Here is a 15,444-nt window from a genome sequence, read left to right on the forward strand (position 1 = left end):
GAGAATGTCGTCCTTCCATCTACAGCGTGAACTGGATGGAAGGTGGCAGGCTGGCTCTATACGCGGCAGGTGTTTGAAACCACCGCGGTGCTATCCTTCCCCTGCCAGCCTGACGATATCGTCAATAGACATCGCGCAGGTACCTTTTTTCCCGCTTCAGCCGGGCGACATAATCGGCGGCGCGGTCGTCCGGGAGACCGCCATGGGTGGCGATGATCTCGGTCAGCGCCGTATCGACGTCGCGCGCCATGCGGCTGGCATCGCCGCAGACATAGAAGGCGGCGCCTTCCTCCAGCCAGGTAAAGAGCGCCTTGCCGTGTTCGCGCATGCGGGTCTGCACATAGATCTTTTCCTGCTGGTCGCGGGAAAAGGCGAGGTCGAGGCGCGTCAAGAGCCCGTCGCGGCTCATCTCGGACAGTTCGTCGGCGTAGATGAAATCGCTGTCGCGGTGCTGGTCGCCGAAGAACAGCCAGTTGCGGCCCTTCGCGCCCCGGGCGCGGCGCTCCTGAAGGAAGGCGCGGAACGGGGCGACGCCGGTGCCCGGGCCGACCATGATGACGGGCGCGTCATTGTCGGCGGGCAGGCGGAAGGATTTGTTCTGCGAGACGAAGATGCCGGCGCTTGAGCCTTCGGCCACGCGGTCGGCGAGGAAGGTCGAGCAGACGCCGCCGCGGTCGCGGCCATCGGCGTGATAGCGCACGCTGGCGATGGTGAGATGCACGCTGCCGGCGGCGGCATGCGGGCTGGAGGAAATGGAATAGGCGCGGTGCTGGAGTGGCTTCAGCAGGGTAACGATATCCGTAGCCGGGAAGGCTGATGGCGGAGCCAGCGCCAGAAGATCGCAGATATCCTTACCCCAGAGGAAGGCGTCCAGTGCTTCCTTGTCACCGTTGCGCAGCACATGGGTCAGTTCCTCGTTGCCGGCGCGGCGCTCCACCTCGGCGATCAGGTCGCGCGAGGGGGTGGATATCTCGAATTTTTGCGTCAGTGCGGTTTCAAGGCTGGTTTCGCCGGCCGGCGTTTGCGGATCGGCCCCGAGACGCGCGAGGAGAAGCGAGACGAGGGCGGGATCGTTGACCGGCATCACGCCGAGCGCATCGCCGGCCTCGTAGTCCAGCCCGCTGTCGCCGAGGTCGAATTCGTAGTGGCGGATTTCCTTGGCCGAGGCGCTGCCGGAAAGACGGCGGTTTACGGCGAGGTGGGACGGGTAGGGGGTCTTGCGGCTCCAACCGGCCACCTTCGGGACTGCGGCGGTGACCGGCGCGCTGGAGAGGGCGCCGCCGCCGGCGTTTTCCGCGGCGAGCGGCACGACCTGCCCGATCCAGGCGGCCGCCGGGTCCTCATAGTCGATATCGCAATCGCGCCGGGCGAGGATGCGCGTCGCGCCGAGCTGTTCGAGGCGCATGTCGATGAGTTTGCCGGCCTGGCAGAAGCCGTCATAGGCGGTATCGCCCAAGGCGAGGACGCCGAAGCACAGGTTTTCCAGACGTGGCGCGGTGGAGGCGGAAATCGCCTCCCAGAAGAGCTGCGCATTGTCGGGCATCTCGCCTTCGCCATAGGTGGAGGTGACGACGATCAGCCGCTCCATGGCGGCGAGCTGCTCTATTGTGATGTCGTCAAGGCCAGCGACTTCAGGAGCAAGACCCAGCGTTCGGGCACTCGCCGCCGCTTCCATCGCGACGCGCTCGGCGTTGCCCGTCTGGGTGCCGTAGAGGATGTGGAGGCTTACGGTCTTGGTGGGCGCAGCCGCTGCGGTGACGGGAGGCGTTTCTATGGCGAGGCGGGAATGGAGACCGGCGAGGAAGCCGGAGAGCCAGGCCCGCTGGTCGGCGTTGAAGGGCGCATCGTCAGGGATGTAGGGGATCTTCATCGTCTTTGCCTCACTGTCTTGCCGGCGCGAAGCCGGAAATCGCCTGGCGCGCGAACAGCTCCTCGAAGCTGGGGATGCGGCCGATGCGCTCGATGTTGCGGGCGGACTGGTGGAGGATCCAGCCGTAGGTGCCGGGGCTGTCGATGGCGCGCGTGTTGCGGCCTTTCAGTGCCTGCCGGTAGTCGTCGAGGCGTTTTGCTGCGACCATCACGGCCAGCGCCTCGTCGTCGTGGTCGGCGACCGCGGCGCGCGCGTAGCGGGCGAGTTTCTGCATCAGGGAGAAATCTTCCGTCAGCAAGAGGTTGCGCACGGCCTTCTCCACCGCGGGATCGGACGGCCCGCGCGCGCCAGGCACGCGGGCAAGGGCGATCGATTGCGCCATGCTGAGCACCGTGTAGTTGTTGAGGAGGACGAACATGCCTTCCGTATCGGTCTCGCCGTAGCCGGGCACATTGCCGTTGAGGACCGCCTTGCGGTCACGATAGGCGAGCTTGAACTTGCGCACCTGATGGCCGGCAAGTGCCGTCGAGAGTTCCTCGACAAGATCCTTGCGGCTCTTCGCCTTCAGGATGGCGTCGCTATCTTGGTAGAGCAGCAAAGCGCGCGGCAGGCCGTAGACGAAATTGTGCTTCTCGCTCTCCCAGTTTTCGAGAAGCCATTGCGCCTTTTTCGAGTCGGTCGCCGCGAGATGCCATTCGAGCAGCAGGCGCACGGTATCCGCATGGACGACCGCCATCGCGTCGCCCTCGTCGCCGATCGCGCCGAGCAGGATGGAATCGTGGCTCATCTTCTTCGGCAGGTCGCCATAGGGATCGTACTGGTAGACGAAGCCGCCACTCATGCCGTTGCCGAACCCTTTGCCGAAGGTGCCGAGGTTCAGCACCGCGCCGTTCGTCATGTATTCGCAGCAGAAATCGCCGACGCCTTCGACCACGGCCGTCGCGCCGGAATTGCGCACGGCAAAACGGTCGCCGGCCTGGCCTTCGACGAAGAGCCGCCCGCCCGTCGCGCCGAACAGCGCGAAATTGCCGACCAGCACATTGCCGCCCGCCTCGTCAGAGCCGCCGCCCGGCGAGCGCACGGCGATGACGCCGCCATTGGCGCTTTTGCCGACGCCGTCATTGCAGGTGCCGGTATGGGTCAGCGCCATGCCATCGTTGCAGAAGGCGCCGAAAGACTGGCCGGCCGAGCCCGAGGTGGATATGCGTACACTGCCGGCGTCGAGGAAGCGGCGGCCGCGGTCGTCCTGACGGACGGAGGGAAGGGCGTGCATCTGTTCCTCCGTCAGGTCGTAGTTGAGCAGGCGCTCGATATCGACGGCGAGCTGGCCGCCGACCGTCTTGTTGCAATTGTTGAGAGGGCGATTGCCGCCAAGTTCCACGTCGACACGCCGGCCCTCGATGAGGGCGGAGCGCACAAGCTCGATGAAACCGTCGTCGACGGCGAAATCCTTTTCCATGTAGACGGGGTCGGCGATCGTCACCTCCGCGACGACGGCGAGCATGGCGCGCAGGTCAAGCTGCCCGACGCTTGCGGGGTGATCGAGGAGGTGCAGCAGATCGCTGCGCCCGCGCGCTTCGCGCAGCGAGGAGAGGCCGAGCGCGGCGAGGATTTCCCGCGTCTCGTGCGCGATGTTGAGGAGATATTGCGCCAGCGCCCGCGGATCGCCGTCGAAGACCTCCGGATTGGTGGTGAGGCCGGCGGGGCATTTGATGTTGCAGTTCTTCGCCATCACACATTTCAGCATCATCAGCGCGGTCGTGCCGAACTCGAAACTGTCGCCGCCGAGCAGCGCCGACTTGACGACGTCGCTCGCCGTCTGGTGTGCACCGGAGCAGCGCAGCAATACTTTCTGGCGCAGGCCGTTGGCGCAGAGCGCCTGGTGCACCTCGGCGATGCCGATCTCGGCGGCGCGGCCGGTGTATTTCAGGCTGGTGACGGCGGCGGCCCCCGTGCCGCCGGTGTTGCCGGCGACGTTGATGACGTCGGCGCCCGCCTTGGCGACGCCGACGGCGATGGTGCCGATGCCCTCCGAGGAGACCAGCTTGACGATGACGCGCACGCGCGCCGCCTTGCAGTCGTGGATGAGCTGGGCAAGGTCCTCGATCGAGTAGGTGTCGTGGTGCGGCGGCGGGGAGACGAGCTCGACGCCGGGCGTGCCGCCGCGGGCGGCGGCGATCTCGACCGTCACTTTCTGGGCGGGCAACTGGCCGCCTTCGCCGGGTTTTGCGCCCTGGCCGATCTTGATCTCCAGCTCCTCCAGCATGGGATCGGCGAGATAACCGGCCCAGATGCCGAAGCGGCCGGAGGCGAACTGTTTGATGCGCGAGGCGCGGATGGTGCCGTAGCGCGAGATGTGCTCGCCGCCTTCGCCGGAATTCGACATGCCGCCGACCATGTTGGTGCCGTGCGCGACCGCCTCATGGGCGGTCGCGACAAGCGCGCCGTGGCTCATCGCGCCGGAGGCAAGAAGCGGGGTGATCTCGCTCGCCTTCTGCACCGTTTCGAGCGGAATGCTCTGCGGCGCCGTGCGGATCAGCGAGAGATAGTCCAGCGCCTCGCCGGCCGCCTGCACCATCAGCGCGCCACCCTCCAGCCAGTGGCCGAGAATATCCCCGCCGAAGCGCATGACGAGCGACTGGCCGAGCGCCGCCAGCCGGGCCAGTTCGCCATCCGTGAGGGTGAGGCGGAACGTATCCTGGCCGATGCTGTCACAGCCAAGGCCGCGCACCATGAAGTTGTTGTTGCCCTTGCGCGAGAAGCGGCCCATCTCCTTGCGAAAATCTTCGGCGGAGGAGAGGTAGGTGACGTCGGCCGGCAGCGCGAGGACGTCGCGCAGCGCGGCGGGGCGACGCGCGCGCTCGTCCGTCATCTGGCGGATGAAGGCGCGGTAGCCAGGGGTGATGGCGAAGCGGTCGATCGCTTCGGGCGTCAGTTTCTCAAAACCGTTGTTACGATAGGCAGCGTCATCGAGGCCGAAGGCGTCGTCCAGACGGTTGAGTGTCAGGAGACGCAGGAATGGATCGTCCTCCTCCGGCCTCTCGAAGCCGATCTTCTCCTCCGTCATGTCGATGAAGCCGCGCACGGCGGCGGTGCCGAAGGAGTGGCCGGCGCCTTCCGCGCGCTCCTTGAAGAGGCCGAGCAGGGGAATGTCGTCCTCCTGCTGCACCGTCAGCGCTTTGGCATGCCAGTCGGCGACGGCAGCGGCGATCACCTTGAAATTCACGCCGCCGACGGGCGTCTTGACGTTCGGGAAGTAGCGCTTGAGCACGCGGTCGTTGGTGTCGAGGAAGTTCGGCTCGAAGAACTCGCCGCCGATATAACTTTCGGCGGTGCATAGGCCGACCTTGCCCATGGTCTTCATCAACGACTTTTCGGCCGCCTTGGCAAAGCGCTTGAAGGCCTTGTCGGCCTCTCCACCGAACTTTTCCTCGGCGCGGAACTGCACGCCGAGCGGATAGACCGCCGAAGCGCCGAAGCCGAGCACAGCCGCGACATGGTGCGAGGATGCGATCTGCCCGCTCTCGACCACCAGCGACAGCCGGAGACGAAGGCCCTCCTCGATGAGCTTCTGGTTGACGGCGGAGATGACGAGGATCATCGGCAAGGCAGCGCGGGCGCGGGCGACATGCCGGTCGGTGACGACGGCGATGCCACCCTCTTCCCGCGCGAAACCTACAATGGCGGTGCAAAGAGCGTCGATCGCCTGTTCCAGCGCCTGTTCGTTGGCCTCGGCATCTTCAAGATCAGGCGTATAGAGCATCTCGAAACGCTTGACCGGCGTTTCCAGCTGTTCGCGGATGCGCAGCATGTCGAGATGGGTGAGGATCGGCGAGGGCACGACGATCTGGCGGGCGGCCTTCGCGCCGATGTTCGGCTTCGCGCCGAGCGCCACCCGCAGCGTCATGCCGTCAGCCTCGCGGATCGAATCGAGCGGCGGGTTCGTGACCTGCGCGAAGCGCTGCGAGAAATACTTCGCGACGCCGCCCTCCTGGTCGGAGAGGGCGTTGATGGCGTTGCCGTAGCCCATGGCGGAGATCTTTTCCGCCCCGGTCGCCAGCATCGGGTCCATCAGGAACTTGAAGCTTTCCTGGTTGAAGGAGTAAGCGACGTAGCGCTGGTGGCGTTCGAGATCGCCGTTGTAGCGCAGCGGAGAGCCCTGCGCTTCGGCCGGGATTTCCGGCAGGTCGGCGAGATTGACGCGCGCCTCGCGGAGGAGGTGGCGATAGGGGCGGCGGGCGGCGAGCATTTCCAGCGCCTCGTTCGTGCCGAAGGCGCGCTTTTCCGTGTGGTCGTAGCAGAGCATGCCGCCAGCTTCGATGCGGCCGCGGCGCAGCACGCTTTCCGGCGGAAAGGCGATCTGGCCGGCTTCCGACATCACGCAGAGATAGTCGGCGGTCTCGACGGTGCGCAGCGGCCGCAGCCCCAGACGATCGAGCCGTGCGCCGATCATGTCACCGTCGCCGAAGATCAGCGCGGCGGGGCCGTCATTCTTCTCCTCGTAGAGCGAGAAATATTCGAGCATTGCCACGACATCTGATGACAGCGTGTCGTCGTTCTCCCAGGCCGGCGGCATCATCGAGACGACGGCGGTGACGAGATCGAGGCCGTCTTCCAAGACACGCGTCTGAAGCGTCTGGTCGAGACGGCAGCTATCCGACTGGCCCTTCGGGCGGATGATCGAGGCGTTTTTGGCGAGCGCGATTGCGGCCTCGGAGAGCCGGTTCTTGCGGTCGGTGTTGAGTTCGCCGTTATGCGCCATCAGCCGGAAGGGCTGGGCCATGGAGGGATGCGGGTCGGTGTTTGTGGAAAACCGCGTGTGGAAATACATGGTGTTGACGGTGTGATCCGGGTCCACGAGGTCGCGGAAATAGGGCATGACTTCGTTGGAGTTGAGCCGCCCCTTCAGCACCTGCGTCCTAGCGCTCAGCGAGAGCGGATAGAGCCCGGCAAGCTGCGGCTCGGTATAGGCGCGCGCCTCGATCGCCAGCAGCGCCTTGTGGATGCGGACATCGAACTCCGCCTGGCTCGCCTTTTCGTCGTGACACGCAAAGACCCATTGACGGATCGGGAGCTGGTGGCGGATCGCCGCCGGGCGGATGGCACTGTCATCGACAGGCACGTCGCGCGTCAGAAGCAGGGAGAGACCCTGTCCGGCAAGCGCGCCCTCGATGATGTTTTCGGCCTCCTGCCGAAATGCCGGATCGTTCGGCAGGAAGAAGTTGCCGACGCCGAAGCGGCGCGGTTGAAGGTCGTCCCGGCCGGTCAGCTTGCGAAAGAAGCCAAGCGAGATATCGACCGAAATCCCGGCACCGTCGCCGACGCCCTCCGCCGACATGCCGCCGCGATGGGGCACGGCGCAGAGCGCTTCGTGGCCTTTTTTCAGGACGTCATGTGTCTGTTTTCCGTCTTTTCGCGTGATGAAACCAACGCCGCAGCTGCTCTTCTCATGAGCGTGATCGTAAAGGCCGAAGGTTTCTTCGCGATGATCCAACGTGCGTCCTCCTGTCAAGATGCGTCAGTCATGCTGACCTATATTAACAGGAGTTATCGAGTCAAGTTTTTGTTCGAAAAATTCGCATGGTGTGATCAACGCGTAATTTTCTGATCAAATGAGAGCCAAGTTTGGCGCAAACTTGCGCCGCTCCCATTTCGAGTTCGGGCAGCGCTCTCATGATAGGATCCGATCCGCTGATAGCGGTGCCGACAAGCCAGCCTCCGATTTGCCACAGAGCAGCAACGGCGCGGCTGAACGCCCATGACCCGGCAACGGCGAGCGTCGAGCAACTGTGGGAGCAGCCGGCGCCGGTTTTGAAGCAAGTCGCTACGACACGTTGATATCCTATGCCGAGGCCTCGGATGGCGTCCGTGTGCCGATTTCCCTCCTCAAGTTGCGCGCGACGCCTTGCAACGGGTCCGCGCCGCTGCTGCTCTACGGCTACGGCGCGTACGGCCATTGCTGCGAACCATCCTTTGATCCGGCAGTCCTGTCCCTTGTCGATCGCGGCTGGGTCTATGCCATCGCGCATGTGCGCGGCGGTGGGGAAAACGGGCGAGGCTGGCATGAGGCGGGCAGGGGGCGTTCGAAACCGAACAGCTTCTCCGATTTCGCTGCCTGTGCGAACGGCCTTGTTCAGGAAGGATACACCGCTGCAGGCCGCATTGTGGCCCAGGGCGCTTCTGCGGGCGGGCTCTTGGTTGGGGCGGCACTCGACTTGGCTCCGGGGTTGTTTGGCGGTGTCATAGCGGAAGTTCCCTTCGTCGATGTTCTCAACAGCCAGAGCGACTATACGTTGCCGCTCACCCAACCCGAGTGCGCCGAATGGGGTGACCCGAAAAACGTCCCAGCGGACCATGCCGTCATCGCTGCTTATGCGCCTTACGAGACCATTGGTGCAAAACCCTATCCGCCCGTTCTGGCGACGACCGGCATTTCGGACGGACGGGTTCCCTGCTGGGAGGCGGCAAAATGGATCGCGCGCCTGCGCACCCGTTCGACGGGCACCTCTCTTTTCCTCCTTGAGACACTGATGGAATGCGGCGGCCATGGTGGTGCCTCCGGGCGCCTTTCAGAGTTCCAGCATATGGCGCATGTCTACGCCTTCGCGGAATGGGCGCTCGGCTGATGCGGCTTCTGGCATTGATGCTTGCTGTCTTTCTGCAGCTCTTTGCCGGCGCTTCGGCGGCGGAGCGCATCACCGATATCCTGGGGCGTTCCATCGACCTTGCCGACCCGCCGCAAAGAGTGGTGCTGGGGGACAGCCTCGATTTCATCTTTCTCTCGCTGCTGCTCGACGATCCGGCTGCGCCGATCGTCGGCTGGGCGGGGGCCGACCGCATCGCCGCAAGCCTCCTTCCTCTGGACCGCCGGCGTTTTCCCGAGCTCGACCGCATAGCGAGCCTCGGTGATCCCAATGCCGGTGGCTTCTCCGTGGAGGCGGCGCTTGCTCTGGAACCGGACGTCGCGGTGCTTGGCCCAGGCTATACGCCCGACGACAACGTCGTCCGCCAGCTCGAAAAAGCGGGTGTCGCGGTCGTGTTCATCGGCGCGGCCTCCGATACGGTCAGCCGCGGGCGACGAGAGATCACCGGCTCGATGCGCATCCTCGGCGAGATGTTCGGCAAAGCGGACCGCGCGGGCGCCTTCACCCGATTCTATGACGAGCGCATGGATCGCATCGAAGGGCTAGTCGCCGATCGCGTGTCCAGCCCTTCCGTCCTGGTGGAGGCACATGCCAACAGCGCGGACTGCTGCTGGTCGCCGGGTTCCACGTCAGACTATGTGGCGTTCGCCGGAGGTCGGAACATTGCGGACGGCAACACAAGGCGCCTGGCACGGTCGCATTTCGGCCTGTTGGCCAAATGTAAAAGGTTCGCGGTGTTGGAGAGATGCCAGGGGCAGGCTCTGTGAGCGGCAAGCAGTCAGGCCACAAACCGCTTTTTTGAGGTCGGCCTTTGCCGTTGAATTCTAAGACTGAGGCAGCGCAACGCGCCTATGCGAAGGGATCGACAGGCCTGGCCTCTCAGATTATCTATGATTCATGTCAACCACTGCAGACGAAACTCTTTCCGAACGCATTGCCCGTATTCTTGCCGGCCGGATCATCACGGGCGAGATTCCCCCGGGCGCGCGGCTGCGGCAGGACCATATCGCCGCCGAATTCGGGGCCAGTCATGTGCCGGTGCGTGAGGCTTTCCGGGCATTGCAAACGCAGGGGTTGGCGGAGAATGAGCCCTGGCGGGGGTTTCGTGTCACGGATTTCGACGTCGCCGAATTGCGCGAGGTTGCCGAGATGCGGTCGAGCCTGGAGATATTGGCGCTGCGCCACGCCGCACCCAACCTGACGCGCTTTATTATCGAGGAAGCAGAAGAGGTTAACCGGCTCGGGGATTGCGCAACGAATGTGCGGGACTGGGAGCTTGCAAACCGTCGCTTCCACCATCTTATCCTTGCGCCCTGCCGTATGCCGCGCTTGCTTCGAACGATCGATGACCTGCAGGCGGCCAGCGCGCGGTTTCTGTTTGCCGCCTGGCGTCGGGACTGGGAAGCTCGCACCGATCATGACCATCGTGCGATTTTGAATGCTCTGCGGGAAGGGCGGATTGATTTCGCTTGCTCGACATTGGCGCGCCATGTCGGCTGGATCGGCAAGCGGAAGCCGTCTGTAAAAAATGCTGATCCCAGAGAGACTTACGAGATTCCAGGATAATTATCTATAATCCTGATTGCTCACCCATCGCCCTTCCCCAAGATTATAGATAGATTCGAAACCTATCCTTGGAGGACGCCTCGATGGCATTGTTCAACCCCTCGTTAGAACGCTCGGTATCGCTTTGGCGCGAGGCGGCAATCGCCCTTTGTGGTGCGGCGATCATCACACTCGGCGCCAAGATACAGGTCCCATTCTGGCCTGTCCCGATGACGCTGCATACCCTTGCAGTGTTCTTCCTGGCCGCGGCCCTCGGCCCAAGGCCCGGCTTCCTGGCCATGGCCAGCTATCTGGCCGCTGGGGCGACGGGCCTGCCCGTCTTTTCGGGCTCGCCGGAACGTGGGATCGGATTGGCCTATATGGCTGGTCCAACCGGTGGCTACCTGGCCGGCTATCTGGCTTCGACCGTGGTGATCGGGCGATTGGCACAGGGACGGGGCTGGATGGGACAGGCTCTGGCAATGCTCGCGGGCCTTTCCGTGGTCTATGCTGCCGGTCTTCTCTGGCTGGCGATCTTCGTGCCAGCATCCGGATTGATCGCGGCCGGTTTTGCGCCCTTCATCCTTGGAGACCTGATCAAGAGTGCGTTGGCAACAGCGTGCGTGACGGGCCTGAGCCGGCTGAAGGGGCGGATGTGATGAGCTGCTCCAAGGTCAGGTCCAACTGGACCGTGGAGGAGGCACGAACGATCCACGCGCTGCCGCTTCCGGATCTGCTGTACCGGGCACAGGGTCTCCACCGACTGTATTTCGATCCAACGGCGATCGAGACGGCCAGTCTGCTCAGCATCAAGACCGGTGGCTGCCCTGAGGATTGCGGCTACTGCTCGCAATCCGCCCACCACCAGACCGGCGTGAAGGCAACGAAGCTGATGGACGTGGATGCGGTCCTGGCGGCCGCCGGGCGCGCCAAGGCCGCCGGTGCACAACGCTTCTGCATGGGTGCGGCCTGGCGCAGCCCCAAGGACCGCGACATGGACAAGCTCTGCGACATGGTGCGTGGCGTCTCGAAACTGGGGCTGGAGACCTGCATGACGCTCGGGATGCTCAGTCCCGAGCAGGTTACACGCCTGAAGGTGGCGGGGCTGGATTTCTACAACCACAACATCGACACGTCGCCGGACTATTACCGGCAGATCGCCACGACACGGACGATGGAAGACCGTCTGGAGACCGTCGAGCATGTCCGGAAGGGCGGGATCAAGGTCTGTTGTGGCGGGATCCTCGGCATGGGCGAGACGGAAGAAGATCGCATCGCCATGCTGGTTACACTGGCCACCCTGCCGGCCCACCCCGATAGCGTGCCGATCAACCTGTGGAATGAGATCGAGGGCGTGCCGGTGCAGCGCACGGCAAGGCCGGTCGACCCGTTTGCACTTGTCCGCCTCGTGGCCTTGGCGCGCGTGCTTATGCCAGCTTCGGTGGTCCGCCTGTCGGCCGGCCGCACAGGAATGAGCGACGAATTGCAGGCATTGTGCTTCCTTGCGGGGGCGAACTCCATTTTCGTCGGCGATCAGCTGCTGACAACCGGTAATCCGGCGGCCTGGAAGGATCGGGATCTGCTGGCGCGGCTGGGCATGCATGTGGCCCCGGCCGTGAGGCCCGCTTCTCTGCTCGCGGGAGAATAAACTTGCCTAACCAGCTTCGGGGCAAGGTGCACGCCGTTCCGGCGAGCGCCTTGCCAATGAAAAGGGCTTGCCCGCGACTAGTTGCGTGAGCGTTTCAGAAACCTGTCCGCGTCTGGGTTATGAGGTTTTACGTCCTGCCGATCAGCACGAGCCGACCCGGTTCGATGACGCGGATGGCGTGCTCGACGCCGGCTTCCACGACAAGGTGGTCACCGGGATTGCAGGCGCGCGTCATGCCTTCCATGACCAGTTCGAAACGGCCGGAAACGACGATGGCGAATTCTTCGGTCTCGCCGGCATGGGACCCCTTGGCCTGCATCCATCCATTTGCCGTTCGCGTGCTGACCTTCGATCTGGCCGGGCCGGAGGTGCGGACTGGTATGTCAATCAGATCGAAATGGACACTGCCCTGCAATCCGGTTCACGATAGGAAGGGGCTTCAAGGCACGGGGAGCCTTGAAGGGTCCGGGAGTGAAGCGGCAAATGGACGAGTTCGATTATGTGATCGTCGGTGCGGGCTCGGCGGGCTGCGTGCTGGCGAACCGCCTTTCCGACGGCGGGCGCTATCGCGTGGCGCTGCTGGAGGCCGGCGGCAGCGATCTGAATTTCTGGGTGCGCATGCCGATCGGCTACGGCAAGGCCTTCTATCACAAGACGCTGAACTGGAAGTATCTGACGGAGCCGGTGCCCGGTTTCGGCGGCCGCCAGTCCTACTGGCCGCGGGGCAAGGTCATCGGCGGGTCCAGCTCGATCAACGCGATGGTGTTCATCCGCGGGCAGGCCGAAGATTTCGACGGCTGGCGCGCGCTTGGCAATCCGGGATGGGGCTATGCGGATGTCCTGCCACTCTTCCGGCGCATGGAGGACAATCTTGCGGGTGCCGACACGTGGCGCGGCAAGGACGGGCCGCTGACCGTTACCAACATAGAGGGGGTCGTGCATCCGCTCTGCCGGAACTATCTTGCCGGCGGCGTCGAGGCCGGCCTGTCGCGCAATTTGGATTTCAACGGCGCGACCCAGGAGGGCGTCGGCATCTACCAGATCACGACGCGTGACGGTTTTCGCTGCTCGACGGCGACGGCTTATCTCGCTCCCGCCCGCAGGCGGTCGAACCTGCGGGTGATCAAGGCTGCGCATGCGACCCGTGTGCTTTTTGAGGGAAAGCGGGCGGTCGGTGTGGAATACCGGCAGGGTGGGGCGGTTCGGCAGGTTCGCGCGCGGCGCGCGGTCATCCTGTCGGCCGGTGCGGTCAACACGCCCCAGCTGCTCCAGCTTTCCGGCGTCGGCGATCCGGCCCTCTTGAAGCGCCACGGCATCGATGTCGTTCACGCGGCGCCCTCCGTGGGGCGGAACCTGCAGGACCATATCGGTTTCGACCATCTCTACAGGAGCCGGCAGCCGACGCTCAACGACGTGCTGCGGCCGTGGTGGGGACGGCTGCGGGTGGGGCTGCGCTACGTGCTGACGCGCAGCGGCCCGCTCTCGCTCAGCGTGAACCAGGGCGGCGGGTTCTTTCGCACAAGCCCGGAGCGCGCGCGCCCGAACATGCAGCTCTATTTCTCGCCCGTCAGCTATACCCGTGCCATTCCCGGTCGGCGCGCATTGATGAGCCCCGATCCTTTCCCCGGCTTCCTCGTCGGCGTGTCGAACTGTCACCCGACAAGTCGTGGCCAACTTGCCATCCGTTCCGCTGACCCCTTCGCCGCGCCGGAAATCCAGCCGAACTATCTTTCGACGGAAGAGGATGTGCAGGAGCTGCTGGAGGCCGCGCATTTCCTGCGGCGCCTTTCACGGACCGGCCCGATGCGGGAGATCATCGAACAGGAGATCCGCCCGGGTGTCGGGGTCCTGGATGATGGGGGCCTGATTGCCGACATCCGCGCGCGCTCCGGTTCGGTGTTCCATCCTTGCGGCACCTGCGCCATGGGGCCGGATGCGCCGACGTCCGTTGTCGATCCGCGCCTGCGCGTCCATGGCCTGGAGGCGCTGCGTATCGTCGACGCCTCGGTGTTCCCGCGCATCACCTCGGGAAACCTCAATGCACCGACCATCATGGTGGGCGAAAAAGGGTCTGACCTTATCCTCGCCGACGCGTGCTGAGCCGCCAGGCGCGTCTCACGCACTGATACGGTTCGGGCCATCTGCCTTGCGCATGTCCTTCAAGACCGCGCCGAGCGTTTCCGCCGCGCTTGCGATCATGCGCGGCGGGGCGGAGCTGAAGCCGAGGATGAGGCCGCGCTGGCGGACGGGCGTGATGGCGAAGCGGCCGATCGGCGAGACGAGGATGTTGCGCTCGGCCGCCCGGCGCGCGACGGCGCGTTCATCGAAATCCTCGGCAAGACGCCCGACGGTGTGAAAGCCCGTTTCGGTGGGCGCGACTTCCAGAACACCCTGCATATGCGTCGCCGCACCGTCGAGCAGAGCCTGGAGCCGTTCGGCATAAACCCGCCGCATGCGCCTGATATGGCTGGCGAAATGGCCACACTCGATAAAGCTTGCGACGACGGATTGCAGGCTGGCGGCCGAGCCTTGCAATGTCGCTCCGGCGATGCGGCAAAAGACATCGACCAGACCGGGCGGCGCGACGACGTAGCCGAGGCGGAGGGCTGCGAACAGCGTTTTCGAAAAGCTGCCGACATAGATGACGCGGCCCGACGTATCGACGCTCTTCAGCGTCGGCGGCGGATGGCCGGCATAGTGGAACTCGCCGACATAGTCGTCCTCGATGATCCAGGCACCTGCCCTTTCGGCCGCGCGCAACAGCTCGAAGCGGCGTTGCAGGCTCATCGTCACGCCGAGCGGGTGCTGGTGGGCGGGCGTCACGAAGGCGAGGCGGAAATCCGGCGCGACCTCCAGCCCCTCGGCGACATTGATGCCCTCCTCGTCGATGCTGAGCGGCACCAGCCGCGCACCCGAGGAAATCAGGCTGTTGCGCGCGCCGATGGCGCCGGGGTTTTCGATCCAGACCGTATCGCCGGGGTCGAGCAGGGTGTTGCCGATGCGGTTGAAGGCGTCCTGCGCGCCGTTGAAGATGAAAACCTGTTCGGGTTCGCAGGTGATGCCGCGGTTGGCGCGCAGATGCATCGCGACGGCCCGGCGCAATTCCATCAGCCCTTCGGCCGGTGGGTAGCCGAGCAGGAGGTTGCGCGGCTGGCGCCAGTAACGTGCCACCATGCTCGCCCAGAGCGCCATCGGGAACTCGTCGAAGGCCGGAATGCCGGTGATGAAGGGCCGTGGGTTTTCAGGGTGCGCGAGGCGGGGAAAGTAGTGTTCGGAGGCATCCGCGCTGAGCTGCGCGAGACGCGGCGGGCTGCGGATCTCGTCTCCGGCCGGGCTTGCCGCGGTGGCGGCGGGCCGGCCGTCGCGCAACGTTTCGGCGACATAGGCCCCGGCACCGATGCTCGACCGGATCAGCCCTTCCGCAGCAAGCTGTTCGTAGACGCTGATCGCCGTGGTGCGGGAAACGCCGTGATCTTTCGCCAGCGTGCGGCTGGAGGGCAGGCGTTCGCCGGGCTGGAGTTCGCCCGAGAGAATCATCTCGCGTAGCGCCGTGCAGAGCTGGGCACTGATCGGCGTTCGGGAGGTGCGGTCGAATTGCAGCGTGGGCAGCAGCGCTCCGCCCGGATATTTTACCATCTCGCCCTCCCGGTCTGTCGTGTCACCGCAATAATGGTCCGCTACGAAAAGCAAAGTGGACCTTCTCGCCCGAAGTTTTTCCGATGATTGTCGGACCAGTT

The 15,444-nt window shown here is 64.6% G+C and carries 10 protein-coding genes; 6 read left to right on the forward strand and 4 right to left on the reverse strand.

Annotated elements, in window-relative coordinates:
* Nucleotides 1-121 precede the first annotated feature (121 nt).
* A complete protein-coding gene (locus P9A16_RS29935) occupies nucleotides 122-1,870 on the reverse strand; it encodes a sulfite reductase subunit alpha (RefSeq protein WP_023515760.1) in 1,749 nt (582 codons plus the stop codon).
* A gap of 10 nt (nucleotides 1,871-1,880) precedes the next feature.
* Complete coding sequence (locus tag P9A16_RS29940; RefSeq protein WP_024270719.1) at nucleotides 1,881-7,364, reverse strand: glutamate synthase-related protein; 5,484 nt, start codon at nucleotides 7,362-7,364, stop codon at nucleotides 1,881-1,883.
* A 376-nt stretch (nucleotides 7,365-7,740) separates the two neighbouring features.
* On the opposite strand from P9A16_RS29940, the gene P9A16_RS29945 reads away from it, so the two are divergent.
* The 5 genes from P9A16_RS29945 to bioB all read left to right on the forward strand — a co-directional run bounded on the left by P9A16_RS29945 (nucleotide 7,741) and on the right by bioB (nucleotide 11,707).
* Nucleotides 7,741-8,496 carry a prolyl oligopeptidase family serine peptidase gene (locus P9A16_RS29945; protein ID WP_197032910.1) on the forward strand — a complete coding sequence of 252 codons (756 nt, stop codon included), beginning with the start codon at nucleotides 7,741-7,743 and terminating at the stop codon, nucleotides 8,494-8,496.
* On the forward strand, nucleotides 8,496-9,281 hold the full coding sequence (locus P9A16_RS29950) for an ABC transporter substrate-binding protein (protein WP_023513955.1): 786 nt from the start codon (nucleotides 8,496-8,498) through the stop codon (nucleotides 9,279-9,281). Before P9A16_RS29945 ends, P9A16_RS29950 begins: the two co-directional genes overlap by 1 nt.
* A 130-nt stretch (nucleotides 9,282-9,411) precedes the next feature.
* Nucleotides 9,412-10,080: a GntR family transcriptional regulator gene (locus P9A16_RS29955; RefSeq protein WP_023513956.1), complete on the forward strand. Its 669-nt coding sequence runs from the start codon at nucleotides 9,412-9,414 to the stop codon at nucleotides 10,078-10,080.
* 83 nt (nucleotides 10,081-10,163) lie between these two features.
* On the forward strand, nucleotides 10,164-10,718 hold the full coding sequence (locus tag P9A16_RS29960; protein WP_023512388.1) for a biotin transporter BioY: 555 nt from the start codon (nucleotides 10,164-10,166) through the stop codon (nucleotides 10,716-10,718).
* Nucleotides 10,718-11,707 carry a biotin synthase BioB gene (gene bioB, locus P9A16_RS29965; protein WP_023512389.1) on the forward strand — a complete coding sequence of 330 codons (990 nt, stop codon included), beginning with the start codon at nucleotides 10,718-10,720 and terminating at the stop codon, nucleotides 11,705-11,707. The genes P9A16_RS29960 and bioB overlap by 1 nt, the downstream gene beginning before the upstream one ends.
* Nucleotides 11,708-11,834: 127 nt before the next feature.
* Here the strand turns inward: bioB and P9A16_RS29970 are convergent, their stop codons facing one another.
* The gene (locus tag P9A16_RS29970) at nucleotides 11,835-12,026 is read right to left on the reverse strand and encodes a cupin domain-containing protein (RefSeq protein ID WP_023512390.1); all 192 of its coding nucleotides are present in this window, start codon (nucleotides 12,024-12,026) and stop codon (nucleotides 11,835-11,837) included.
* Between the two features lie 164 nt (nucleotides 12,027-12,190).
* Here P9A16_RS29970 and P9A16_RS29975 point away from each other — a divergent pair, with 164 nt between their 5' ends.
* Complete coding sequence (locus P9A16_RS29975) at nucleotides 12,191-13,807, forward strand: GMC family oxidoreductase (protein WP_023512391.1); 1,617 nt, start codon at nucleotides 12,191-12,193, stop codon at nucleotides 13,805-13,807.
* A 15-nt stretch (nucleotides 13,808-13,822) separates the two neighbouring features.
* Here the strand turns inward: P9A16_RS29975 and pdxR are convergent, their stop codons facing one another.
* Nucleotides 13,823-15,343, reverse strand: coding sequence for a MocR-like pyridoxine biosynthesis transcription factor PdxR (gene pdxR / locus P9A16_RS29980; protein ID WP_024270720.1), 1,521 nt, complete (start codon nucleotides 15,341-15,343; stop codon nucleotides 13,823-13,825).
* Between the last annotated feature and the right edge of the window lie 101 nt (nucleotides 15,344-15,444).

Origin of the sequence: Shinella sp. 838 (genome assembly GCF_029623935.1) — a bacterium.
In the GTDB taxonomy this organism is placed as follows: Bacteria; Pseudomonadota; Alphaproteobacteria; order Rhizobiales; family Rhizobiaceae; genus Shinella.

Excerpts from the sequence above, each read along its gene's own strand:
- P9A16_RS29935 (WP_023515760.1), bottom strand. The coding sequence starts at position 1,870 with ATGAAGATCCCCTACATCCCTGACGATGCGCCCTTCAACGCCGACCAG.
- P9A16_RS29950 (WP_023513955.1), top strand. The coding sequence starts at position 8,496 with ATGCGGCTTCTGGCATTGATGCTTGCTGTCTTTCTGCAGCTCTTTGCC.
- P9A16_RS29955 (WP_023513956.1), top strand. The coding sequence starts at position 9,412 with ATGTCAACCACTGCAGACGAAACTCTTTCCGAACGCATTGCCCGTATT.
- P9A16_RS29960 (WP_023512388.1), top strand. The coding sequence starts at position 10,164 with ATGGCATTGTTCAACCCCTCGTTAGAACGCTCGGTATCGCTTTGGCGC.
- bioB (WP_023512389.1), top strand. The coding sequence starts at position 10,718 with ATGAGCTGCTCCAAGGTCAGGTCCAACTGGACCGTGGAGGAGGCACGA.
- P9A16_RS29970 (WP_023512390.1), bottom strand. The coding sequence starts at position 12,026 with ATGCAGGCCAAGGGGTCCCATGCCGGCGAGACCGAAGAATTCGCCATC.
- P9A16_RS29975 (WP_023512391.1), top strand. The coding sequence starts at position 12,191 with ATGGACGAGTTCGATTATGTGATCGTCGGTGCGGGCTCGGCGGGCTGC.
- pdxR (WP_024270720.1), bottom strand. The coding sequence starts at position 15,343 with ATGGTAAAATATCCGGGCGGAGCGCTGCTGCCCACGCTGCAATTCGAC.